Annotated in this window: 22 protein-coding genes and 3 tRNA genes; 21 read left to right on the top strand and 4 right to left on the bottom strand. The window is 65.3% G+C overall.

Annotated features, from left to right (window positions below):
- Positions 1-135: 135 nt before the first annotated feature.
- Positions 136-363, bottom strand: coding sequence for an RNA-binding S4 domain-containing protein (locus AC5RWX_RS15810; protein ID WP_493940703.1), 228 nt, complete (start codon positions 361-363; stop codon positions 136-138).
- Positions 364-405: 42 nt separating this feature from the next.
- Here AC5RWX_RS15810 and AC5RWX_RS15805 point away from each other — a divergent pair, with 42 nt between their 5' ends.
- The 10 genes from AC5RWX_RS15805 to AC5RWX_RS15760 all read left to right on the top strand — a co-directional run bounded on the left by AC5RWX_RS15805 (position 406) and on the right by AC5RWX_RS15760 (position 11,011).
- Positions 406-1,416 carry a DMT family transporter gene (locus tag AC5RWX_RS15805; RefSeq protein ID WP_493940704.1) on the top strand — a complete coding sequence of 337 codons (1,011 nt, stop codon included), beginning with the start codon at positions 406-408 and terminating at the stop codon, positions 1,414-1,416.
- Positions 1,417-1,446: 30 nt separating this feature from the next.
- Complete coding sequence (locus AC5RWX_RS15800) at positions 1,447-2,415, top strand: DMT family transporter (protein WP_493940705.1); 969 nt, start codon at positions 1,447-1,449, stop codon at positions 2,413-2,415.
- A 265-nt stretch (positions 2,416-2,680) separates the two neighbouring features.
- Positions 2,681-4,069, top strand: coding sequence for a glycine--tRNA ligase (locus tag AC5RWX_RS15795; RefSeq protein ID WP_493940706.1), 1,389 nt, complete (start codon positions 2,681-2,683; stop codon positions 4,067-4,069).
- 58 nt (positions 4,070-4,127) lie between these two features.
- Positions 4,128-5,036, top strand: a complete 909-nt coding sequence (locus tag AC5RWX_RS15790) for a GNAT family N-acetyltransferase (RefSeq protein WP_493940707.1) — start codon at positions 4,128-4,130, stop codon at positions 5,034-5,036.
- A 23-nt stretch (positions 5,037-5,059) separates the two neighbouring features.
- On the top strand, positions 5,060-5,728 hold the full coding sequence (locus tag AC5RWX_RS15785; protein WP_493940708.1) for an HAD family hydrolase: 669 nt from the start codon (positions 5,060-5,062) through the stop codon (positions 5,726-5,728).
- Between the two features lie 113 nt (positions 5,729-5,841).
- Positions 5,842-7,023, top strand: a complete 1,182-nt coding sequence (gene dusB / locus AC5RWX_RS15780; protein WP_493940709.1) for a tRNA dihydrouridine synthase DusB — start codon at positions 5,842-5,844, stop codon at positions 7,021-7,023.
- Positions 7,016-8,311, top strand: coding sequence for a deoxyguanosinetriphosphate triphosphohydrolase (locus tag AC5RWX_RS15775; protein ID WP_493940710.1), 1,296 nt, complete (start codon positions 7,016-7,018; stop codon positions 8,309-8,311). Before dusB ends, AC5RWX_RS15775 begins: the two co-directional genes overlap by 8 nt.
- Before the next feature lie 111 nt (positions 8,312-8,422).
- Positions 8,423-10,531, top strand: coding sequence for a DNA primase (gene dnaG, locus AC5RWX_RS15770; RefSeq protein WP_493940711.1), 2,109 nt, complete (start codon positions 8,423-8,425; stop codon positions 10,529-10,531).
- A gap of 142 nt (positions 10,532-10,673) precedes the next feature.
- A tRNA-Asn gene (locus AC5RWX_RS15765) sits at positions 10,674-10,746 on the top strand.
- 189 nt (positions 10,747-10,935) lie between these two features.
- Positions 10,936-11,011 (top strand) — tRNA-Asn (locus tag AC5RWX_RS15760).
- Between the two features lie 42 nt (positions 11,012-11,053).
- On the opposite strand, the gene AC5RWX_RS15755 is transcribed toward AC5RWX_RS15760, so the two are convergent.
- Positions 11,054-12,475, bottom strand: coding sequence for a GH1 family beta-glucosidase (locus AC5RWX_RS15755; protein ID WP_493940712.1), 1,422 nt, complete (start codon positions 12,473-12,475; stop codon positions 11,054-11,056).
- A 204-nt stretch (positions 12,476-12,679) separates the two neighbouring features.
- On the opposite strand from AC5RWX_RS15755, the gene AC5RWX_RS15750 reads away from it, so the two are divergent.
- The 5 genes from AC5RWX_RS15750 (at position 12,680) to AC5RWX_RS15730 (ending at position 16,524) form a co-directional block, all read left to right on the top strand.
- Entirely contained in the window at positions 12,680-13,462 is a 783-nt protein-coding gene (locus AC5RWX_RS15750) for a phage holin family protein (RefSeq protein ID WP_493940713.1), read from the top strand.
- Positions 13,463-13,550: 88 nt separating this feature from the next.
- Positions 13,551-14,180 (top strand): CDP-alcohol phosphatidyltransferase family protein, encoded by a 630-nt coding sequence (locus AC5RWX_RS15745; protein ID WP_493940714.1) that lies wholly within the window; start codon positions 13,551-13,553, stop codon positions 14,178-14,180.
- 42 nt (positions 14,181-14,222) lie between these two features.
- A complete protein-coding gene (locus tag AC5RWX_RS15740) occupies positions 14,223-15,134 on the top strand; it encodes a DMT family transporter (protein ID WP_493940715.1) in 912 nt (303 codons plus the stop codon).
- A gap of 55 nt (positions 15,135-15,189) precedes the next feature.
- Positions 15,190-16,386, top strand: a complete 1,197-nt coding sequence (locus tag AC5RWX_RS15735) for a glycosyltransferase (protein WP_493940716.1) — start codon at positions 15,190-15,192, stop codon at positions 16,384-16,386.
- A 64-nt stretch (positions 16,387-16,450) separates the two neighbouring features.
- Positions 16,451-16,524 (top strand) — tRNA-Ile (locus tag AC5RWX_RS15730).
- 193 nt (positions 16,525-16,717) lie between these two features.
- On the opposite strand, the gene AC5RWX_RS15725 is transcribed toward AC5RWX_RS15730, so the two are convergent.
- A complete protein-coding gene (locus AC5RWX_RS15725) occupies positions 16,718-17,062 on the bottom strand; it encodes a hypothetical protein (protein ID WP_494078254.1) in 345 nt (114 codons plus the stop codon).
- A gap of 500 nt (positions 17,063-17,562) precedes the next feature.
- Here AC5RWX_RS15725 and AC5RWX_RS15720 point away from each other — a divergent pair, with 500 nt between their 5' ends.
- Positions 17,563-18,753 carry an acyl-CoA dehydrogenase family protein gene (locus AC5RWX_RS15720; RefSeq protein WP_493940719.1) on the top strand — a complete coding sequence of 397 codons (1,191 nt, stop codon included), beginning with the start codon at positions 17,563-17,565 and terminating at the stop codon, positions 18,751-18,753.
- Here AC5RWX_RS15720 and AC5RWX_RS15715 read toward each other — a convergent pair.
- Positions 18,750-19,259, bottom strand: a complete 510-nt coding sequence (locus tag AC5RWX_RS15715; RefSeq protein ID WP_493940720.1) for a murein hydrolase activator EnvC family protein — start codon at positions 19,257-19,259, stop codon at positions 18,750-18,752. The two genes, AC5RWX_RS15720 and AC5RWX_RS15715, sit on opposite strands and share 4 nt — an antisense overlap.
- 377 nt (positions 19,260-19,636) lie before the next feature.
- On the opposite strand from AC5RWX_RS15715, the gene rpsB reads away from it, so the two are divergent.
- The 5 genes from rpsB (at position 19,637) to AC5RWX_RS15690 (ending at position 23,953) form a co-directional block, all read left to right on the top strand.
- Positions 19,637-20,509, top strand: a complete 873-nt coding sequence (gene rpsB, locus AC5RWX_RS15710; protein ID WP_493940721.1) for a 30S ribosomal protein S2 — start codon at positions 19,637-19,639, stop codon at positions 20,507-20,509.
- Between the two features lie 118 nt (positions 20,510-20,627).
- Positions 20,628-21,467 (top strand): translation elongation factor Ts, encoded by an 840-nt coding sequence (gene tsf, locus AC5RWX_RS15705; protein WP_493940722.1) that lies wholly within the window; start codon positions 20,628-20,630, stop codon positions 21,465-21,467.
- 167 nt (positions 21,468-21,634) lie between these two features.
- Positions 21,635-22,375: a UMP kinase gene (gene pyrH / locus AC5RWX_RS15700; protein ID WP_493940723.1), complete on the top strand. Its 741-nt coding sequence runs from the start codon at positions 21,635-21,637 to the stop codon at positions 22,373-22,375.
- Positions 22,376-22,469: 94 nt separating this feature from the next.
- Positions 22,470-23,027, top strand: a complete 558-nt coding sequence (gene frr, locus AC5RWX_RS15695; protein WP_493940724.1) for a ribosome recycling factor — start codon at positions 22,470-22,472, stop codon at positions 23,025-23,027.
- Positions 23,027-23,953, top strand: a complete 927-nt coding sequence (locus AC5RWX_RS15690) for a phosphatidate cytidylyltransferase (protein ID WP_493940725.1) — start codon at positions 23,027-23,029, stop codon at positions 23,951-23,953. The genes frr and AC5RWX_RS15690 overlap by 1 nt, the downstream gene beginning before the upstream one ends.
- Positions 23,954-23,960 lie beyond the last annotated feature (7 nt).

The raw sequence follows: 23,960 nt of genomic DNA, 5'->3' as shown, positions 1-23,960 counted from the left end.
CCAGGCGACCACGGGCTGATAAGTAGTTTCAGTCATGCCGTCCATGATCGCACAGAATCACTATTACTTGAAAGTTTGAGACCCGTCGAGCAGCGGGCCCGCCGTCGTGGTGTAAAGCGTGATGTGCGGTGCGCGTCAGCCGCGGCTGACGCGCACCGTTTCGCCGTTGCAGCTGACCGTGTCCCCGGCGTGCAGTTGGCGTCCGCGGCGGGTCTCGATCTCGCCGTTCACCTTCACCAGCCCGTTCTCGACTAATTCCTTGGCCTGGATCCCGTCTTCGGCCAGGTTGGCCAGCTTGAGCAGCTGGCCCAGCCGGATCATTTCGTCGCGGATCGGCACGTCATACATTTCGTCGGAAGCCATGCCTCCATCATGCCTGACCCGGCCCGGCATAAGGTGTCCAGTGTGCCCAGTACCTCGCCGCTTCCGCTGATCCTGAGCCTGCCGCTGGCTGTCGGCACCGGCCTGGCCATCCCTGTGCAGGGCCGGATCACCGGCGCTCTCGGAGCGGAGCTCGACGACGGTCTGGCGGCCGCCGTCGTCAGTTTCAGTGTGGGGCTGGCGGTGATGGTGGTGGTGACCCTGGTGCTGCCCGGCGGCCGCGCCGGACTTCGCCGGATTGCCCCTGCCCTGCGCGCACGCCGTTTTCCGCGCTGGTACCTGCTGGCGGGGTGCCTCGGGGCCTTCATGGTGTTGTCCCAAGGCCTGACCGTCGCGCAGATCGGTATTGCGCTGTTCATTGTGGCCACCGTCGCCGGCACTTCGCTCAGCGGCCTGCTGGTGGACCGGATGGGGTTGGGGCCGGCCGGACGGAAAGCGATCACCGCACGGCGGGTCGCCTGCGCGGCGCTGACCCTGGTGGCAGTCGCTTGGGCGGCGTCGCCGAAGTTCTCGGTTGAGTCCGGCGGCCTCTGGTTGTTGTTGGTGCTGCTGCCCTTGACGGCCGGCTTCCTGCGCAGTTTCCAGCAGGCAATGAACGGAACGGCCTCCGTGCATTACGGCACACCGCTGACGGCCACGCTGATCAATTTCGCCGCCGGCAGCCTCGCGCTGTGGCTGGCGTGGCTGGTGAAGGTGGCGGTGGCAGGCACCGGCAATCCACTGCCGTCCGAGTGGTGGTACTACCTGGCCGGGCCGATGGGCTGCGTGTTCGTGGTCTTTGCCAACATCCTGGTGCGCTCGCTCGGCGTCCTGCTGGCCGGAATCGGGATGATCGCCGGGCAACTGCTCGGATCGCTCGCCCTGGAGGCCTGGTTCCCGGTACCCGGCACCCTGCTGGCTCCCGCCACCGTGCTGGGCACGCTGCTGGCCATGGCCGGGCTGCTGCTGGCCGCCGTGCCGGTGCCCCGCTGGAGGGCGGGACGGCGCAGCGGGGCGGCGGAGCATTCCGGCACCGCCGCGGCGCCCCGGCCTTAAACGCGGCGCCCCGGCCTTAAGGTAGTTGGTGTGCCTAACCACCATCGTCTGCCGCTGGCCGTTGGTTTGCCCTTGGCTGTTGCGGCCGGCGTATGCATGCCGATTCAAGGCCGGATCAATGGTGCGCTCGGCGCGCGGCTCGACGACGGACTGGCGGCCGCCGTCGTCAGTTTCAGCACCGGCCTGGTGCTGCTGGCAGCACTCTGCCTGCTGCTGCCGGCGGCCCGCCGCGGACTGCTCCGCGTGGCTCCGGCGCTGCGCGAGCGAGAGTTCCCGCGCTGGTACTTGCTCGCCGGCGCCAGCGGTGCTTTCCTGGTCCTGAGCCAGGCCGAAACCGTGGCGCTGATCGGCATCGCGCTGTTCACCGTCGCGATGGTGACCGGGCAAACCATGTCCGGTTTGCTGGTGGACCGGCTGGGCTTGGGGCCGGGCGGACGGAGCCCGGTAACCGGTATCCGCCTCGTCAGCGCCGTGCTGACCGTGCTGGCGGTGGCCTGGGCGGTGTCGCCCAAGCTTTCCCTCGGCGGCCCGGCAAGCGAATGGCTGCTGCCGGTGCTGCTGCCGCTGGCCGCGGGTTTCCTGCTAAGTTTCCAGCAGGCCCTGAACGGGGTGCAGACCATGCACTACCGATCGCCGTGGCCCGCCACGCTGATCAACTTTATTGTGGGCGGCGCGCTGCTGTGGGCTGCCTGGGGGATCAAAGTGGCGATCGCCGGCACCGGCAATCCGCTGCCGGCCGAGTGGTGGTATTACCTGGGCGGGCCGATCGGCTGTGCCTTCATCGCGCTGGCCGCGGTGCTGGTGCGTTCGCTGGGCGTGCTCCAGACCGGACTGGGCATGATTTCGGGGCAGATCCTGGGCTCGCTGCTGCTGGACCTGGCCGTGCCGGCACCTGGCACTGTGATTACGACGGCGACGGTGCTCGGTACGCTGCTGACTCTCGTGGCCGCTGTGCTCGGCACGCTGCCGTGGCAACGGCGTTCCTCCCGAAGCGGTTGACGGCACCGCTGCGGTCTCTGGCTGCGCCGCCGCCGTTGCGGTCCCTGGCTTCGCCGCCGCCGCCGTCGTCGTTGCTCTGTTGGTACGGGCGGTCCGGAATCATATGTCGCGGCAGCCCTCATGCGGGTTCGGGTTCGCGTTTTCGGTAGGCTAACGTTGTAGCTTCGCTACGCGCCGATCCGCACCGCAACTGCCGGTCGAATTAGTGCCATCACAGCCTGCGGACCGCACCCAGCGGCCCTGGAGAGATACGGAGAGCCACCTCATGGCAGCAGCCAAATCAGTCCTCGATTCGATCATTTCGCTGGCCAAGCGCCGCGGTTTCGTTTTCCAGGCTGGTGAGATTTACGGTGGATCCCGCTCCGCATGGGACTACGGACCGCTCGGCGTCGAGCTGAAGGAAAACATCAAGCGCCAGTGGTGGCAGACCATGGTGCGCGGCCGCGACGACGTCGTCGGGCTGGATTCCTCGGTGATCCTGCCGCGCCAGGTCTGGGAAGCATCGGGCCATGTGGACGTCTTTTCCGACCCGCTGGTGGAATGCCTCAACTGCCACAAGCGCTACCGTGCCGACCACCTCGAGGAAGAATACGAGGAGAAGAAGGGCCGGGCGCCGGAAAACGGCCTGAAGGATATTGCCTGCGTCAACTGCGGCACCAAGGGCGAATGGACCGAACCGCAGGAATTCTCCGGCCTGCTCAAGACCTTCTTGGGCCCGGTGGCCCAGGAGGAAGGCATGCATTACCTGCGCCCGGAGACCGCGCAGGGCATCTTCGTGAACTTCAACAATGTGCTGACCACCTCACGGAAAAAGCCGCCGTTCGGCATCGGCCAGATCGGCAAGAGCTTCCGCAATGAGATCACCCCGGGCAACTTCATCTTCCGCACGCGTGAATTCGAGCAGATGGAGATGGAGTTCTTCGTGGAGCCGGGCACGGACGAAGAGTGGCACCAGTACTGGATCGACGCCCGGCTGCAGTGGTACGTGGACCTGGGCATCAACCGGGACAACCTGCGCCTCTTCGAGCACCCGCTGGAGAAGCTGAGCCATTACTCGAAGGGCACCACCGACGTCGAATACCGCTTCGGTTTCCAGGGCTCGGAATGGGGCGAGCTGGAAGGCATCGCCAACCGCACCGACTTCGACCTGTCCACCCATACCAAGCACTCCGGCACCGACCTGAGCTACTTCAACCAGGCCACCAACGAGCGCTATACCCCGTACGTGATCGAGCCGGCCGCGGGCCTGACCCGCTCCTTCATGGCGTTCCTGGTGGACGCCTACACCGAGGACGAGGCGCCGAACGCCAAGGGCGGGGTGGACAAGCGCACCGTGCTGCGGCTGGATCCGCGGCTTGCCCCGGTCAAAGCCGCTGTGCTGCCGCTGTCCCGCAACGAGGACCTCTCGCCCAAGGCCAAGGAACTCGGAGCGGCGCTGCGCAAGAACTGGAACATCGACTTCGATGACGCCGGCGCCATCGGCCGCCGCTACCGCCGTCAGGACGAAATCGGCACCCCGTTCTGCATCACTGTGGACTTCGACACCCTCGAGGACCAGGCAGTGACCATCCGGGAACGCGATTCGATGGCCCAGGAGCGCGTCTCCCTGGACAAGGTCGAAGGATACCTGGCGGCCCGTCTGGTCGGCGCCTGACAAGCATCCGTTACCGCCCCAGGAACCGACCGTTTAGCGCACCCGACGAAGGAGAACCATGGCCCAGCTGACCTACCGCGACTGGCGCGAGGATGATGACTTGGCCCTGCTGGAAATCTGGGGCGATCCGGAAACCGGCCAGGCCGGGCATTTCCGCGCCATGCTCCGGCCGTCCGCCGACCAGCCCTGGTCGCGGTGCATTGTGGCGGAGGACCAGGGGATAGCGGTTGCCGCAGGTGCCGTCTATGAGACCAGCCTGCACCCGGACCGGTTGTGGGTCTACGTCGAAGTTGCCCGCGAGCACCGCGGCGCGGGTGTCGCCAGCGACCTGCTGGCGAGGCTTCGCGCCGAAGCCGAGCAGGCGCCGTCCGGCGTGCGGAAGCTCCGGGCCAAAGTGGAGCCGGACACATCCGGTGCCGCGTTTGCCCGGGCCGCCGGTTTGACCCAGATCCAGAGTTCACGCGTGGTGTTGGTTTCGCCCGGGGCGCTGCCGCTGCCAGCCCTGGGCGAGACCGGCCCGCAGCTGGAGGAGGCGGCCACCGGGTCGGTGGAGCTGACCCGGGCGGTGGCGGACTTTTACAACTCGGTCCACGTGTGGGACCGGGCGGACATGACCGTGGGGCGGGCACAGCAGATGCTGCTCAGCGAGTCAGCAGGAGCCGGTGGAGCGGTGGTGCTGCGCAGTGCGCCGAAGGCCGAGGGCGGCACCATCCAGGCCTTCGCCGTCAGCTACACCCATGAGCGCACCGACGCACCGGCCGACGTGCTGCTGGGCTACGACACGGCTCTGCCGGCCGAAGACGCCGAGGCAGCCGTCCGTGCGCTGCTGGCGATGCTGGTGGCCCAGTACCCGGTGCAGCTGGAGGTGGACGATTCGATGACCGCCGTGCTTGCTGTGCTGCAGCCGCTGCTGGACTCCGGCGCCGCCAGGCAGCTGGGCCCGGCAACCTCCATCGTCAGCGACTGACACGGCGAAGCAAAGGAGTGGACATGAAGGGTGTGCTGTTCGACGTCGACGGGACGCTGGTGGACTCGAACTACCTGCACGTGCTGGCCTGGTGGCAGGCGTTCCGGCAGGCAGGGGTTGACGTTCCGATGGCTGCCATCCACCGCTGCGTCGGGATGGGCGGCGGCAGGCTCATCGAGCAACTGCTAGACGACGGCCGCGACCGGACGCAGGACGAGCAGCTCAAGGCCGCCCACGGCGCCGTCTTCTCCACCTACTGGCCGGCGCTGCGCCGCTTTGACGGCGCCCGGGAGTTGGTGGACCGCGCGGCCGCGGAGGGACTCGCCGTCGTCCTGGCATCGTCTGCCGAGGAAGCCGAGCTGGCCGTGCTGCGCCGGGTGATCGACGCCGACGGGTCGATCACCGCCGCCACCAGCTCAGCGGACGCCGATAACAGCAAACCGGCACCGGACATTCTGCAAGCCGCCCTGGACGCGGCCGGGCTCCGGGCCGACGACACCGTCTTTGTTGGCGACGCCGTCTGGGACATCCACGCGGCGGGAGAACTGGGGATTCCCTGCATCGGCCTCGAGTGTGGCGGAACCCCCGCGGAGGTCCTGACCCAAGCGGGCGCGGCCGAGGTCTACCGGAACCCGCAGGACCTGCTGGAACACTTTTCTGAAAGCGCCCTGGGCGGCCTCCTGCGCGGGTAGATTGAGGGACGCCCGGTTCCCCGGCTGCTGCCGGCCAGGCCTCAGCGCCGTGCGGCGATCCACAGGAGGGTGTGCGGGCGGACGGATTTGTTCGGTTTTGAGAGAATGGACTGGTGACACTTACCGCTGCATCCGAATCGACCGCCAAGCTTGAGCTTCCGCCGCTCAAAATCGGGCCGATCACCGTCGACACCCCGGTAGTCCTGGCTCCGATGGCCGGCATTACGAACAAGGCATTCCGCCGGCTTTGCCGCGAGTATGGCGGCGGCCTCTACGTGGCGGAAATGGTCACCTCCCGAGCGCTTGTCGAACGCAACCGCGAATCGATGCGGATCATCTCGCATGACGAGGATGAGGCTGTGCGCTCCGTCCAGCTGTACGGGGTAGACCCGAAGACGGTGGGCGCTGCCGTCCGGCTGCTGGTGGAGGAAGACCGCGCCGACCATATCGACTTGAACTTTGGCTGCCCGGTTCCCAAGGTCACCCGCCGCGGCGGCGGTTCCGCGCTCCCGTGGAAGACCGAGCTGTTCACGGCGATCGTGCAGGCCGCGACGCGCGAGGCCGCCAAGGGCAACGTGCCGCTGACCATCAAGATGCGCAAGGGGATCGACGACGACCACCTCACCTTTATCGAGGCCGGCAAGATCGCCCGCGACGCCGGGGTGGCCGCCGTCGCACTGCACGGCCGCACGGCCAGCCAGTTCTACTCCGGCCAAGCGGACTGGAACGCGATCGCCGAACTGCGCGAGGCCCTGCCGGATGTGCCGGTACTGGGCAACGGCGACATCTGGAGCGCCGAGGACGCGGTGCGGATGGTCCAGCAGACCGGGGTGGACGGCGTCGTCGTCGGCCGCGGGTGCCAAGGCCGCCCCTGGCTGTTCGGTGATCTGCAGGCAGCCTTCGAGGGCACCGACACCCGTTTCCGCCCGGGGCTGAAGGATGTTGCGGACAGTTTCTACCGGCACGCCGAGCTGCTGGTGGATTATTTCGAGGACGAGGGGAAGGCGCTGCGGGATATCCGCAAGCATGTGGCCTGGTACTTCAAGGGGTACTCGGTGGGCGGCGAACTGCGGGCCGCGCTGGCCCAGGTGCCCACGCTGGAGGTGCTCCGCGAACTGCTGTCCGAACTCGACGCCGATGCGCCCTACCCGGGAGCAGACGCCGAGGGGCCGCGGGGCCGCGCCGGTTCACCCAAGCGCCCGGCGCTGCCGGACGGCTGGCTCTCCAGCCGTGAACTGAACGCCGACCACAAGGCAATGATCGCCGCAGCGGAACTGGACGTCTCCGGTGGCTGAGGCGCGTACCGGCCACCCGGCGCCACCTACGCCGGGATACACGGAATTCGATCAGGAACGCTGGTACGCGGAGAAACCGAAGAGCACCTACCGCACACAGTTTGAACGGGACCGTGCGCGGGTCCTTCATTCGTCGGCTCTGCGCCGTCTGGGCGCCAAAACGCAGGTGGTCTCCCCGGACACGGACGATTTTGTCCGGACCCGGCTGACCCACAGCCTGGAGGTGGCGCAGGTGGGCCGCGAACTGGGCCGGTCGCTGGGTTGCGACCCGGACGTGGTGGACGCAGCCTGCCTATCCCACGACCTGGGCCATCCTCCGTTCGGGCACAACGGGGAGACCGCGCTCAACGCGGCTGCGCATGCCATCGGCGGTTTCGAAGGCAATGCGCAGACCCTTCGACTGCTCACCCGGCTGGAGCCGAAGATCCTGCGCCCGGACGGTTCTCCGGCCGGCCTGAACCTCACCCGGGCCAGCCTGGACGCGGCGTGCAAGTACCCGTGGGCCGCGAACGATGCGCCGGTCATCCACGGCAAGCGCACCAGCAAGTTCGGCGCCTACGAGGACGACCTTCCCGTCTTCAACTGGCTGCGCGCAGGAGCAGCCGAGCGCCGCTCCTGCCTGGAGGCCCAGGTGATGGATCTGGCCGACGACATCTCCTACTCGGTGCACGACGTCGAAGACGCCATTGTGGCCGGGCGCATCCAGCTCAAATGGCTGGACAGCGCCGACACCCGCAGCCGTGTCATCGGCTATACCCAGCAGTGGTACCTCCCCGCCAGCGACGCCCAGGAAGTGGATGACGCCCTCACCCGGCTGGAGCAATCCGGCGTCTGGGTGCGCGAGGCCGACGGCAGCCGCAAGGCGATGGCCGCGCTGAAGGACATGACGAGCCAGTTGATCGGCCGATTCTGCTCCAGCGCGATGGAAGCCACCCGCTCCATCTACGGCCCGCAACAGCTGACGCGCTACGAGGCCGAGCTGGTGGTGCCACAGGAGACGGCCACCGAGATCGCCGTGATGAAGGGGCTGGCCACCACGTTCGTGATGACGGCCGACCTGCGCCAGCCGGTCTACGAGCACCAACAGGAAATCCTGCACGACCTGGTCAGTGAGCTGCACGCCACCGGGGAGAAGCATCTGGAAGAGCCCTTTGCCGCCGATTGGCGGGAGGCCGCCGACGACGGTGCCCGCCTGCGCGTGGTGATCGACCAGATCGCCTCGCTCACTGATGTGTCCGCCCTGGCGCTGCACGAACGCCTGATGGGGGCGCACCGGACGCTGCTTTGATGCCCTGCCGGCAGGCCCGACCCGTCCTCCACAGATGGCCGCCGGGGCACCGCCGTCACCAGCCAGCCGCGGCGCAGCCGCCGATTTGGCGCCGCTGCATAACATAGGACTATGGCCGGACTCATTAAACGTGAAGACATCGATGAAGTCCGCCAACGTACTGACATCAAGGAAATCGTCGACGGCTACGTGACGCTGAAGTCGGCAGGCATCGGTTCCTTTAAGGGCCTGTGCCCCTTCCACGACGAGCGCTCGCCCTCGTTCCACGTCCGTCCGCAGGTGGGGACCTACCATTGCTTCGGCTGCGGTGAAGGCGGCGACGTCATTTCCTTCCTGCAAAAGATGGACCACACCACCTTCTCCGAGACGGTGGAGAAGCTGGCCCACCGGATCAACTACACGCTGCGGTACGAAGACGGTGGAACAGGCCCGCGCCGGGAAGACGTCGGCAAGCGGCAGCGGCTGCTGGACGCGCATAAAGTCGCCGCGGAGTTTTTCCGTGAACAGCTGCAGACCCCGGGCGCCGCCGCGGCGCGGGAGTTCTTGTCCGGGCGTGGCTTCGACCAGGCGGCAGCAGAGCATTTTGCCGTGGGCTACGCCCCGCAGGGCTGGGACGGCCTGCTCAAGCACCTGACCGGCCGCGGCTTCACGCAGGACGAACTGCGCCTAACCGGCATGTTCTCCGGCGGATCGGACGGGTCCGACGGCAGGAACAGCCGGATCTACGACCGATTCCGCGGACGGCTCATCTGGCCCATCCGCGATCTGACCGGTGCGACCATTGGTTTTGGTGCCCGCAAGCTTTACGAAGACGATCAGGGACCCAAGTACTTGAACACCCCTGAGACGGTGCTCTACAAGAAGTCACAGGTGCTCTACGGGATCGATCTGGCCAAGCGGGACATCGCCCGCAGCCGCCAACTGGTGGTCGTTGAGGGCTACACGGATGTGATGGCTTGCCACCTCTCCGGGATCCAAACAGCCGTGGCGACATGCGGTACGTCCTTCGGAACGGACCACATCAAGATTGCCCGGCGCCTGCTGTCCGATGATGGAACCGGCGGCGAAGTAATCTTCACCTTCGACGGTGACGAGGCCGGTCAGAAGGCCGCGCTGCGGGCCTTCGAAGAAGACCAGCGGTTCGTCGCCCAGACCTACGTTGCGGTGGAGCCCAGCGGTGCGGACCCCTGCGACCTGCGCCTCAGCCACGGCGAAGGTGCGGTCCGCGAACTGATCAGTTCCCGCCGCCCGTTGTTCGAGTTCGCCATCAAGGCCACGTTGAAAAAGTTCAATCTGGATACCGTCGAGGGACGGGTCTCGGCGCTGCGGGCCGCCGCACCGGTGGTGGCCGACATCAGGGACCCGGCGATGCGGCCCGGCTACTCGCGTGAGCTTGCCGGCTGGCTGGGCATGGACGTTGACGAGGTCGCCCGCGCGGTGGCCGGCGCCGTCAAACGCGGCGGGGCCGCCGGGAAGACGGGCCGCGAGCGGGACCAACAGCGCCGCGGGCAGGAACCGAACCGCGGCGTGCAGCAATCTTCGGCACGGGACTGGCAGGGCAACAGCCGTCCGGCAAACAGGCAAGGCGGGTGGAGCACGGCCGCTCCTTCCCGGCCGCAACCGAACGCCCACGCGGGGGCGCCGTACGGCCAGGCCGCGCAGCACTCCCACAGCGACGGCAGCCCTTACGACAGCGCTCCTTTACACGGGCCGGACTACGCCCAGGCTCCGGCACCTGAACCTGCCTACCCGAGACCGGACCTGCGGGACCCCGTTGTCCGGCTGGAACACCAGGCGCTGGAAGTGGCCATCCAGCAACCCGGCCTCCTCGATGCGAACCAGTGGGAACAGTTCATGCAGGCCCGTTTTCTCGCGCCTATGCACGTGGCCGTCCACGGCGCGGTGCGGGCGGCAGGCGTGTCCGGTGCCACCCCGTCCCAGTGGGTGGAGACCATCCGCCAAGAGGTGCCTGCGGAATTGCGCAGCTTCGTCTCCGAACTGGCGGTCACGCCGCTGCCGGCGCAGAACGACGACGGCCTGCGGCTGTATTGCCGGGGGATTCTCAACCGGCTGCAGGACCTGCAGATCACCCACCTGAAGGCGGACAAGCTGGGCCAATTGCAGCGGATGGATCCATCCGCCGATCCCGAGGAATTCCAGCGGATCAACCGTGAACTCATGGAACTGGAGATGCAGCGCCGTGCCCTTCGCTCGGAATAGGAACGCGGGCCAGGCCAGCCGTCGGGACCGGTGATGTCAGGCGTGCCACATACTCCCTTGCTGCGCGGTGCACGATTGGCAAGTTCCGGGCTGCATTGAGTATGCTGTTGGAGGTCAAACCGCCGGTGGCGGATGGCAGCCTTCCCCCGTAGCTCAATTGGCAGAGCATTCGACTGTTAATCGAAGGGTTACTGGTTCGAGTCCAGTCGGGGGAGCGGTACTACGAATCCCCGCCTTCAGTCGAAGTCGGGGATTCGGTGCTTTCTGGCCCCGGCGCTCGAGGCGAGTGGTTGTCTCTACGGTCTGATTCGCCGCGTTCCCGGGAAAGTCCTCGCTGTCGTGGCAGGGCGGGGCGTTCGATTTCGCTCCGTGACGGCGGGCTGCTAGAGTTTTATTCGCTTCATTCCCCCGTAGCTCAATTGGCAGAGCATTCGACTGTTAATCGAAGGGTTACTGGTTCGAGTCCAGTCGGGGGAGCCAGAGAAAAAGATCCCGCACCGGTGGCCGGCTGCGGGATCTTTTTTATGGCGCGGTCTCGACCTGGTTGCTGGCCGCGACCTGCGCATACCAGCGTCCGCTGTCCTTGACCGTGCGCTCCAACGTGTCATAGTCCACCCGCGTCAAACCGAAGCGTTTGGCGTAGCCCCAGGCCCACTCGAAGTTATCCATCAAGGACCAGCCGAAGTAGCCCCGCAGATCCACACCGGCCTGTAGTGCACGATGGCATTGAATAATGTGGGCGCGGAGGAACTCGAGCCGCTGCGGATCGTGGACTGCGCCGTCGTCGGAGACCTCGTCATCGAAGGCCGCGCCGTTCTCCGTAATGTACAGCGCCGTCCCGGCCGGTCCGCTGTATTCGTCCTGCAACCGCAGGAGCAGCCGGTACAGCCCCTCGGGTTGGACTTCCCAGCCCATCGCCGTCGTCGGCAGGCCGCGGGAAACGGAACTGACATGGTCGGCCGCCGGGTAGGCCGGGGACACCGGGCGCTCCACCGGTGCGGCATGGGCGTTTTCGGCATCCTTACGCGGATGGCCAGTCACCGCTTCTCCGTGGTAGTAGTTGACGCCCAGCGTGTGGATCCGGGTCCGGATCAGGTCAAGGTCGCCGTCCCGAATCCTGGCGTCCAGTCCGTACTCCTCCACGTCCGCCAGAAAGTCGGGAGGATACGCGCCGTGGAAAACCGGGTCGAGGAAAGCGCGATTGAACTGGCCGTCAATGCGGCGGGCGGCGTCGACGTCCACCGGGTCGTCCGGATCCAGCGGATCTGCCACCGTGAAATTCAGGGTGAGACCGAGTTTGGCGCCCGGATCGCGGCGGCGCAGCTCGTCCACGACCAGGCCATGGCCGAGGAGCAGGTGGTGCATGGCGGCCAGCGCCTGCGGCCGCGACTGTATTCCCGGGGCATGGACACCCGAACCGTAACCGAGGAAGGCCGAGCACCACGGCTCGTTCAGAGTGGTCCAGACCCGTACGCGGTCACCAAGCGCCTCATGAACCTCCAGCGCATACTCTGCGAAGCGGTAGGCAGTGTCCCGGTTCGCCCACCCGCCCTTTTCCTGAAGCGCCTGGGGCAGGTCCCAGTGGTACAGCGTGAGCCACGGCTTAATGCCCGCGGCACACAACTCATCCACTAGCCTCGAATAGAAATCCAGCCCGGCCGGATTCACCGCGCCGTCGTCCGGCTTGATCCGCGGCCATGCCGTGGAGAATCGGTAGGCACCGAGATTCAAGGAGGACATCAGGGCAACGTCTTCGGGGTACCGGTGGTAGTGGTCGCAGGCTGTCCGCCCGGTCTGGCCGCCGACTATGGCTCCGGGCAGCCTGCAAAACGCGTCCCAGATTGAATCGGTCCGGCCGTCCTGGTCCGATGCGCCTTCAACCTGGTAAGCGGCCGTTGCCGCGCCCCAGAGGAATTTCTTCGGAAAGTGCAGGACCTTGCTCATAGGTTGATCTCCCGGCGGGGGCGGACACAGACTGCCTGCCAGCCTAGATGGGGAGGGAAACAAACGTAAGCGTTTACTCATATTTTTTGTCCCATGGCACTTCTGTGAATGTCGTCCCTACGACTGAGGAGCCGAGCTGGGGCAGAATGATAATTTGATGGTGTGGACACTCGCGCACTACCGACAATGATGGAGGCAGAGCCCATGACCGGTCCGGAAGGCCCCAGGAGCACCGCAACCGGTGCGAAGATGTCGACGGTGGAACTGGCGCGGCTTGCAGGCCAACTGACACCCCGCCAGCTACAGGACGAAGTCTCTCTCGCCCTGCTCGAACTCAAAGGCAAGGGCGTCAAGGTCGGCGTTGCCGCCGGGATCCTCGTGGCGGCCGTGGTGTTTCTGGTCTCCATGGCCATATCCATCTTGGTGGCGGCGATCATGGGACTGGCGCTCGTCATGCCCGCCTGGCTGGCGGCGCTGATCGTGGCGGCGGTCTTCCTGGTCGTGGGAAGCATTTTGGCTCTGATCGGATATGCGGCGGTGAAAAGAACCATGCCCCTTATGCCGGCCGAAGCCATCCGGGGCGTCAGGTATGACGTCGGCGTGCTTCGTGAGGGCAGCAGTTTCGATCCGGCAACGCTGGAGGAGAAGCCCAAGGAAGAGGCCAAGCCGGAGAAGGCGGAGCGGGAAGAACCCAAGCCGCCGGCTCCGACGATGGAAGAACTGCTTGCCCGCACGTCCGAACGGCGCGATCATCTGGCGACCCTCCGGGACGATCTTGGCCGCCGTGTCGACCTCCGTCCCCGGGCGGAGCAAGCCAAAGCCCTCGCGAGGCACGCGGCAGATGTTGCCACCGAGCGTCTGGTGGCCGGGGCGGACTCAGTTGGCGAGGCCGCCCCGGAATTGAAAGAGCGCTGGAAGCCGCTGGCTACGCTGGCAGTCTCGCTGACGGCGATGGGCGTGATGCTCCGGCGGTTGCTGCAGAAATAACGCACGCAGTGCCGCACGGCGGCAAGGGAGCCGGCTGCAGGACAGCCGGCTGCGAAGCGTGGAACGACGGCTGAGGGGAGGGACAGCGTTGAGGATTATCGGTGCCGGAACGCGGCGCGATTTTGAGTACCGTGAACTGCACACCTTCTGGACCATCCCGAACCTCATCACGGTGTTGCGCTTCCTTGCCGTGCCGCTGTTCGTCTGGTTCATCGCCCGGGAGTCATACGGTGCTGCCACCATCACCCTGGTGCTGCTGGGGTCCACGGACTGGGTTGACGGCTACATAGCGCGGCGCTTCAACCAAATGTCTTCGGTTGGAAAGTGGCTGGACCCCGTCGCCGACCGGCTGGCACTGATCATTGTGGCCGTCACCTTTGTTGCTGCCGGTATTGCGCCCTGGTGGCTGCTGCTGTCCATCATCATCCCGGATGCCATCCTGCTGGCGTTCTCCCTGATCCTTTTCCATGGCAGCCCGGATCTTCCGGTCACGAACATCGGCAAGATCCGCACCGCCTTGCTGTTGGTAGGAACCCCGCTGCTGCTGCTCCACCGGGTGGAAGGCTTCGGCCAGGACTGGCTTCTGGCTTTGTCCTACATCATCCTGGTCGCGGGCTGCGCGGGCCATGTCCTCGCCTGGCTGGGCTATATGCGGGCGGCATGGCGAAAATACCAGGCGCAGCGCAGGGCCGGCTACGACGGGTCCGGCCGTGGTTGAGCCAGAGCCGGGGCAGCACCGGGCCTTTGCCGACGGGACCTCATGGTCTGGTTAGCGATCTTTTGCGCCCTGCTCGGCGCCTTCTTCCTCGCCCTCGGAACGCAGCGCCAAGCCAGCGCTGTCCAGGCCAATACGGGCGGCTTAGCTATGAGCGTCTCGGGCTTGGCGCGGATGCTCCGCAACCCGCGCTGGGTTCTGGGTCTGTTGATGCTGGCTGTCGGCATGGGGCTGAACGTCTTCGCCTTGGTCAGCGCACCGCTCACCGTGGTCCAGCCAATCGGTGCCATCGCCTTGGTGATCACCACCATCATCAATTCCAAAGACCAAGGAATCCGGCTCAACCGCATCACCGTCGTGGCGATCTCCGCCTGCGTGGCCGGCAGCGCAGTCTTCGTTCTGCTGGCGGTCAATGTCACCGGCGAAAGCCACAAGGTGCGGCCAGATGAGGAACTGTCGGCGGTGCTGCTGCTGACCGTTGTCGTAGCCGTGTTCCTCTCGTTGGAACTGATGTTCCGGCACCGGCTCAATGCCTTCGCGTACATTCTGGGCGCCGGAATGCTCTTCGGTTTCGTCGCCGTACTGGTCAGGATCATCGGCCTGCGGTTGCTGGAACCGGGCGGTGGCTTCATCGCCAACGTGCCCATCTACACCGTCATTGCAGTCGCCGCCGCAGGCGGCCTGGGATCCTGGTTTGTACAGAGTGCCTACGCCAGCGGCCCACCCGATTTGGTGATCGCCGGGCTGACGGTGATCGATCCGGTGGTGGGCATCTCCATTGGCATTTTCATCCTTGGGGAACTCAGGCCCGACGTCGAGCCGGTGTTCGCGATCGGCATGGTAGGAGCGGGATTGGTTGCTATTGTTGGGGTCATCGCCCTCTCGAGGCACCATCCCGACGTCCTCCAGAAACAAGAGGCCCGGCGCAGGGCCCAAGCCTCGGGCAAGAAACCGTAGGGCTGAAGCGCCGAGGAAAAATATTGATACGACGAATCAAGGAGTCTTGCCGCAGGTGAGCGACGACATCGGACTTAAACCCCTCAAGATCCTGATTGCTGCCGATACCTACCCGCCCGACGTCAACGGCGCGGCGGTCTTCGGCTTCCGTCTGGCCACGGCGATGACCAAGCGCGGACACAGCGTGGACATCATCGCTGGCAGGAGCGATAAGGGCCCGACCTTTGTGGAGCAGCGTCCCGAGGCGCAGGTGCACCGGCTGCGCTCACACTCGGTGCCGACGCATGAGACGTGGCGCATTTGCCTGCCTTGGGAGATCAAGCGCGACATCAAGCGGATCTTCGATGAAGTGCAGCCGGATGTGGTGCACATCCAGTGCCATTACATGATCGGACAGGCCACCATTGCCGAAGCGGTGCGACGAGGCATCCGCACCATTGCGACCAATCACTTCATGCCGGAGAACTTGGAGCCGTTCCTGCCGTTTCCGCAGTGGTTCCTGAATATCGTGGCCAAGAATTCCTGGCGCGACATGGGCAAGATCATGGGCAAGGCTGCCGTAGTCACGACGCCGACTCCGCTGGCCGCCAAGGCGATGCGTGACCATGCCTTCCTGCACAAGGTGCTGCCCCTGTCCAACGGTATTGATGCCGCTGCCTACGAATTGGCGCCGGGGGAGAGCATCGACAAACCGGAGCACCCCACCGTGTTGTTTGTGGGTCGGCTCGCGGTGGAGAAGAACGTGGATACGTTGATCGAGGCGCTGGCCATGACTGATCCCGTCTTGAATGTCCATCTTGAGATAGTCGGCGACGGCGACGAGCGGAAAAACCTTGAGGGCAGGGTCGCCGCCATGGGGCTAGGCCGCCGGGTATCCTTCCTGGGCCATGTCGACGACGACGAGCTGCGCCGGGCCTACCTGCGCGCTACGGTTTTTTGTCAGCCGGGAACCGCGGAACTGCAGTCCCTGGTATCACTGGAAGCCATGTCGGCCAGCAAACCGGTGGTGCTGGCCAATGCGATGGCCTTGCCGCACCTGGTGGAGGACGGAGTTAACGGGTACTTGTTTGCTCCCCGCGATCCCGCTGACCTGGCAGCCAAGCTCAACGCGGTCCTCGGGCAGAGTCCGGAGCGGATTGAGGCCATGGGGGAGGCAAGCCATGCGAAGGCGGTGCGGCACAGCATCGACGAGACGATGGAGACCTTTGAGCGGCTCTACCGCGGAGGCTCCGCGGACGACTACCTCAACTAATCCGACGTTGGTAGTGGTGCCAGTTTCAACATCGTGGTCTGCATTCAGTAACATCGTAGGGCACGGGGCGGTAGCTCAGTCGGTTAGAGCAAACGACTCATAATCGTTCGGTCGTGGGTTCAAGCCCCACCCGCCCTACAGCGTGCAACTCGGACCGGATTTGGGAGCCAGCTCCTGAATCCGGTCCGCTTTCGTGTGGGATGGAACACGGAGGGCAGCAGTCGGAGGCGACAGGCTGCCCAGTCACAAAAATGTGCGGAGCAACGGGTGACTGCTCCCGCCGTTCCGCACATCTGGGTCGGAGTCTCACTCCGGGTGGATCGTGCCTGTTCTAGTCATAGTCATGGTGATGGTGCCCGTTATCGCAGTCCCTGTACCAGCCGTAGTGCCAGTCACCGTGGTGGCGGTGCCAGCCGTATTCCCAATCGCACCGGTCGTGGTGCCGGCGGTGGTGGCCGTAGCCCCGGCCGTGATCGCCCCGATCGTGGCGGTAGCCGCGGTCGTGGTCGTAACGGCCGTCGTGGTGACGGTAGTTGTCATGGTGACCGTAGTAGTTGGCAGGCACGCTTTGAACCGTGCTGGCCGACGCAGGAGCGGCGGTTATTGCCAAGCCCGTGAAACCGAATGTTGCAACAAGCAGAGAGGACCCTACAACGCGCAGCTTTGTGTTGTTCATGGTGTTATCTCTTTCCCAGTTTTGCTTCTACAGCGAATGGATTTGCGCTGTAGTTCCGGACAAGAAAAACGCTACTCAGCCCCTGTGAGGTGCATCACCCGTGCAAGCTTTTATTACATGGTGAACCGTCGCGACACGCCGAGCAGGAAACGCGCGGTTAAACGTGCAGCAGCCGATCCCGACGGGCGTAAATAAGCGCCTCGGTTTGGTTGTCAAAACGTACTAAGAAAGGGCGAATATTAACGTTCTATCAGGCAACTTCCAGAATCCCGTCCGCCCGCGAAGTCAGAACCGCTACCGCGCTCCGCTGACGCAAAGCTGAAGCAGTGCGAAGCTGCCCTCAGGTGGGCGGGGGCGGGCGTACCGACTGACGGGAGGGACGGGCCGAAACCGTTGCCTGGGGCTCGATCTTGAGCTATGTTACTGCTCAGTAACTTCGCGGCGCTTGATTTGATATCTGTCCCGGCGCCGGATCCTGCCTGACTAAAAAGGAAGCCACTATGGGCCAGCGTCTCATCGATCCGAACGATCTTCCCTATGCCGACGGAGACTTCTATGCCTTCGAGTCGCTGCTCCCGAACGCGGAACGTGACCGGCTGCACGACGTGCGCGACTGGTTGGCCAAGGAAGTCCGCCCCATCGCCGTCGACTGCTGGAACCGGGCGGAGTTCCCGATGGACATCATTCCGAAGCTGGCGGACCTGGACATGGTCAGTCCGGTCCGCCGGCAGGGCTACTCGAATCTGTTCGCCGGACTCATGCACGCGGAGTTCACCCGTGCGGACACCTCCATTGCCACGTTTATGGGGGTCCATGACGGGCTGTTCACCGGTTCGATTGAAGCGCTGGCATCGAAAGAGCAGCAGGAGGCCTGGTTGCCGGACATCTACGCCATGAAGAAGATTGGTGCCTTCGGGCTGACGGAACCGCTGGGCGGTTCCGACGTCGCCGGCGGCACCCGCACCACCGCCCGGCGCGACGGGGATAACTGGATCATCAACGGCGCCAAGCGCTGGATCGGCAACGCGACCTTCTCCGATTGGGTGGTCATCTACGCCCGCGACCTGGCCGACAACCAGGTGAAGGGCTTCTTGGTGGACACGTCCACCCCCGGCTACAGTGCGACGAAGATCGAGAACAAGATCAGCCTGCGGACGGTGCAGAACGCAGACATCACCCTCGAGAACCTGGTGGTCACCGATGACTTCCACCTCAAGGGTGCCAACAGCTTCCGGGACACCAACAAGGTGCTGAAGGTTACGCGGCTCGGCGTGGCTTGGCAGGCCGTAGGGCAGCAGTTGGCTGCCTTCGATGTGGCGCGACGCTACGCAGTGGAGCGCCACCAGTTCGGAAAGCCCCTGGCATCATTCCAGCTGGTGCAGGATCAACTGGTCCAGATCCTCGGCAATGCCGTGGCCTCGATGGGCATGATGGTTCGGCTGGCGCAGATGGAAGACGCCGGCCAGGCGAAGGACGAACACTCAGCGCTGGCCAAGGCGTTTACCACGGCGCGGATGCGTGAAAGCGTCGCCCTGGGCCGCGGCATCCTCGGCGGTAACGGCATCGTTGCCGACTATGAAATGGCCAAGATCTTTGCCGACGCAGAAGCCATCTACTCCTACGAAGGAACCCACGAAATCAATTCCCTCGTTACCGGACGAGCCATCACCGGATTGGCCGCGTTCGTCTAACCGTCCGGCACCGGCAGCAACACCGACGGCCGCAGGTCCATGACGAACTGCAGCGGGTTGATATAGGTCTCGCCGCGGCGCACTCCCCAGTGCAGGCAGGCGGCCGGGCAATGTTTGCTCTCGGCGACCGTTCCGACCGGGTCGCCGGCGGAGACGGCGTCGCCTGCCTGCAGCTCGGACGCCACCGCCAGCAAGCTGCTCCGCAGCCCGTTGCCATGATCGACCGTGATGACCCGGCGGTCCACGACCCAGCCGGAGAAACTGATCCGGCCGTCGGCGGGGGAAAGGACCGTGGTCCCGGCAGGGACGGCCAAATCGACCCCGCGGTGACCGCTCAGCCATGGTTCGGCCGGCGGGTCAAAACCGCGCACTACGGCGGGAGCCGGTACGGCAGGCCAGTTCCACCGCGGATCGGCTGGGTCGGCGACCGGTGCGGCCGGACCGGTGGCCAGCAACAGCGCGGCAAGGGCAGCGGCAGCTCTGCGGCGGGTGAAGGGCGGCTTCATGCTCCCATCGTCACCTCAGAGGCGAGCCCGCTGGTGGCGCGCACAGGATGTGTGCGCGAAACCGCCGTCGTGGACGGCTGTGGAGGATGGGAACGCGCGGGAACGGGCCGCCGCCTGTAGTACACTGGGCGAAGCAGTTTTCCGTCCATGACGCATGTCCGGGCAGAGGCTGACTACGCGTGTCTGAAATCCACTGTCGCAAATATGCCGCGATGGAATGTGCCCAGGCGGTCCGGGAAACCGGTCCGGGCACATGCTCTGCCGTCAAAGGCGGAGCCGACAGACGCCAGGAGCTTCGCCCGCCGGGCGAGAAGCTAATAACCGTCTATGAGGCAGCAGACCAGGCTTAGCCGGATGCTGCCGGAAGGAGTGACGACATGCCAGTCGTTACCATGCGCCAGCTGCTCGACAGCGGCGTACATTTCGGTCACCAGACCCGCCGTTGGAACCCGAAGATGAAGCGCTTCATCTTCACTGAGCGCAACGGCATCTACATCATCGACCTGCAGCAGTCGCTGTCCTACATCGACCGCGCCTACGAGTTCGTCAAGGCCACTGTTGCCCACGGCGGCACCGTGCTGTTCGTCGGCACCAAGAAGCAGGCCCAGGAAGCCATCGCCGAGCAGGCCACTCGTGTTGGCCAGCCGTACGTCAACCAGCGTTGGCTCGGCGGCATGATGACCAACTTCCAGACCGTCTCCAAGCGCATCTCGCGCCTGAAGGAACTCGAAGAGATCAACTTCGACGACGTTGCTGCCTCCGGCCGCACCAAGAAGGAACTGCTCCTGCTGCAGCGCGAGAAGAACAAGCTCGAAACCACGCTGGGCGGCATCCGCAACCTGACCAAGACCCCTTCGGTCATCTGGATTGTCGACACCAAGAAGGAACACCTGGCCGTCGACGAGGCCCAGAAGCTCGGTATCCCCGTTGTGGCCATCCTGGACACCAACTGCGATCCGGACGAGGTCGACTTCCCGATCCCGGGCAACGACGACGCCATCCGCTCCGTCAACCTGCTGACCCGCGTGGTCGCCGACGCCGTTGCCGAGGGCCTCATCGCCCGCAACAACCGCGCCGCCGGCAACACCGAAGCTCCGGCCGAGCCGATGGCCGAGTGGGAGCGCGAACTGCTTGAGGGCTCGACCGAAGCACCGGCCGCCGAAGCACCGGCTGCCGAAGCTCCGGCCGCCGAGGCACCGGCTGCCGAAGCTCCGGCCGCCGAGGCACCCGCCGCGGACACCGAGAAGTAAATCCGACTCAACCGGCGGCGCCATGTGCGCCGCCGGACTTCCGCTGGCGGCTGGGCCCGATGATGGCCCGCCGCCAGCGGCACCGCACACTACGTATTACGGGAGGACTGGAGTCCAAATGGCGAACTACACCGCTGCTGATATCAAGGCCCTGCGCGAGCGCACCGGCGCCGGCATGATGGATGTCAAGAAGGCCCTGGACGAGGCCAATGGAGATGCCGAGAAAGCCATTGAGCTGATCCGCATCAAGGGTCTGAAGGGTGCGACCAAGCGCGAAGGCCGCTCCACCGCCGAAGGTCTGGTTGCTGCCAAAGTCCTCGACGGGACCGTCGGCGTCATGATCGAGGTCAACTGCGAGACCGACTTCGTCGCCAAGTCCGCCAAGTTCATTGAACTCGCTGACAAGGTGCTGGCCGTGGCCGTTGAATCGGGTGCCGCCGACCTCGAGACGCTGCTGGCCGCCAGCGCCGGCGACAAGCCGCTGGGCGACTTTGTCACCGAAGAAGGCGCTGTGCTGGGCGAGAAGGTCGTCGTCCGTCGCGTTGCCCGCGTCGAAGGCAAGACCGTCGATGCCTACCTGCACAAGACGTCCAAGGACCTGCCGGCTCAGGTTGGCGTCCTCTTCGCTGTCGACGGCGAAGGCGACGCAGCGTTCGAGGCCGCCCACGACATCGCAGTGCACAGCGCTGCCTTCGCGCCGACCTACCTGACCCGCGAAGAGGTCCCGGCGGAGACGGTGGAGAACGAGCGCCGCATCGCCGACGAGACGGCACGCGCCGAGGGCAAGCCCGAAGCAGCGCTCGCCAAGATTGTCGAAGGCCGGCTGAACGGCTTCTTCAAGGAGATCGTGCTGCTCGACCAGCCGTTTGCCAAGGACCCGAAGAAGTCCGTCGGCAAGGTACTGGAAGAGGCGGGCGTCAACGCAACCGCCATTGCCCGCTTCCGCGTCGGGGCGTAACCTCGGTCCAACCGCTCAGGCGAACTGACTGATTCAATGACGAGGGGGTGGTCACCAACCGGTGACCGCCCCTTTTTCATGTCCGCATCAACAGCCGGCGCCACCGCGCGGCGGCCGCTCAGCCTTCACGTAATCTTTCCCCAGAACCACGCACGCCGGGAGGCACCATGGAATCCCAGAACATCCAGACCACTACTGATACCGTCAAGCGCCGCCGTGTGCTGCTGAAGCTGTCCGGCGAAGTATTCGGCGGAGGCAAGCTCGGCGTCGACCCGGACACCGTCCGCGGTATCGCCAAGCAAATCGCCGCCACCGTGGAACAGGTGGAAGTGGCGATCGTCGTTGGCGGCGGCAACTTCTTCCGCGGTGCCGAACTCTCGACGTCCGGTATGGACCGCTCCCGGGCCGATTACATGGGCATGCTCGGTACCGTGATGAACTGCCTGGCACTGCAGGACTTTCTGGAGCAGGCCGGCGTGGACACCCGCGTGCAGAGCGCCATCACCATGGGCCAGGTGGCCGAGGCCTACATTCCGCGGCGGGCCATCCGGCACATGGAAAAGGGCCGTGTGGTCATCTTCGGCGCCGGCGCGGGCTTGCCCTATTTCTCCACCGACACGGTGGCCGCCCAGCGCGCACTCGAGGTGCACGCCGACGTCGTCCTGATGGCGAAGAACGGCGTGGACGGCGTCTACACTGCGGACCCCAAGAAGGACCCGGCTGCCGAAAAGCTGGACACCTTGACCTACGACGAAGCAATGCGCCGGAATATCCGGGTGATGGACCAGACCGCCTTCAGCCTGTGCCGCGACAACAAGCTGTCCATGGTGGTCTTCGGGATGGAAGGCGAAGGCAACGTGACGCGCGCGATCCTGGGCGAACAGATCGGCACCTACGTCACTGCCTGACGGTCGCCGGCCCAGCCGCCGGATAGCCTAGGATGGAAAGCAGAGCCAGGACCGCGGGGACCGCGGCGTGAACGAAGGACGTGAAGGAGAGACCGTGATAGACGAGACGCTGCGCGAAGCTGCCGAAAAGATGGACAAGGCAGTCGAAGTGGCCAAGGAAGATTTCGCCACCATTCGCACCGGCCGCGCCAATCCGGCCCTGTTTTCCAAGGTCACGGTGGACTACTACGGTTCGCCGACCCCGCTGCAGCAGCTGGCGTCTTTCCAGAACCCTGAGCCCCGCACGCTGCTGATCACCCCGTACGACAAAGCGGCGCTGAACGATATTGAGAAGGCCTTGCGCGATTCCGACGTGGGGGCAAATCCGGCCAACGACGGCGTAGTGATCCGCGTGGTCCTGCCGGAATTGACCATGGAGCGCCGCAAGGAGTACGTCAAGGTCGTCCGGGGCAAGGCCGAAGACGCCAAAGTTTCCATCCGCAACATCCGCCGCAAGGCGATGGACACCATCGGCAAGTTGGTCAAGGACGGCGAGGTCGGCGAAGACGAGGGCAACCGGGCCGAAAAGGACCTCGACGCCAAGACCAAGTCGCACACGGACAACGTGGACGAGCTTCTCAAGCGCAAGGAAGCCGAGCTGCTCGAGGTCTGATGAGTACGGACCAGCCTCAACCCGTGGCTGGCGGGTCGCCGACTCCGGCGGCTGGTCCGGGATCGCAGCCGGGCGGGGCCGGCCGGCGTGCGCTGCGTGCCGCCGCCAAGCCTTCCCGCGCCGGACGCAATCTGCCGGCAGCCATCGCCGTCGGCATCGCGCTGATGGCTGTTGTCCTGGTCGGGCTTTTCCTCCTGCCGGACGCTTTCGTGATGGTCGTGGCGGGGTTCTCCGTCGTCGGGGTGTGGGAGGTTGCCCGAGCCCTGACGGTGAAGAACATCACAGTGCCGCTGCCGCCGCTGTTCGCGGGCGCCCTGGCCATGCCGGTGGCCGCCTACTACGGCGGCCCCGAAGGGTTGGCCTTCGCCCTGGTGGTGACGTGCGTTGCCCTGATGGTGTGGAAGTGCCTGGACAGTACCGAGGGCGCGGTCCGCAGCGTGCTCAGCGGCACCTTCATCCTCTGCTGGGTGCCGTTCTTCATCAGCTTTGCGCTGCTGTTGCTGCTGGAGGAATCGGGTGCGCTGAAGGTAGCCACCATGCTGTTGTTGGTGGTCTCCAATGACACCTTCGGCTACATCGTGGGCGTGCTGTTCGGCAAGCACCCGATGGCGCCGAAGATCAGCCCCAAAAAGTCCTGGGAAGGTTTTGCCGGCTCGGTCAGCGGTGCCATTCTCGTCGGCGTTCTGTGCTCAGTGCTGCTGCTGGATTTGCAATGGTGGTTCGGGCTGGTGCTGGCGGTTGCCACCGTCGCCGCTTCCACGGTCGGCGACCTGGCCGAATCAATGGTCAAGCGGGAACTGGGCATCAAGGACATGAGCAACATCCTGCCGGGACACGGCGGCGTGATGGACCGGCTGGATTCCATAGTGTTTGCCGCACCGGTTGCCTACCTGCTGGCATCGCTGCTCGCGCCGGGAGCAGTGTAGGCGCAAG

Source organism: Arthrobacter sp. SPT-J7, assembly GCF_059089965.1.
Note: the sequence above shows the minus strand (reverse complement) of the source record. Positions and strands in the feature narration are given on the sequence as shown.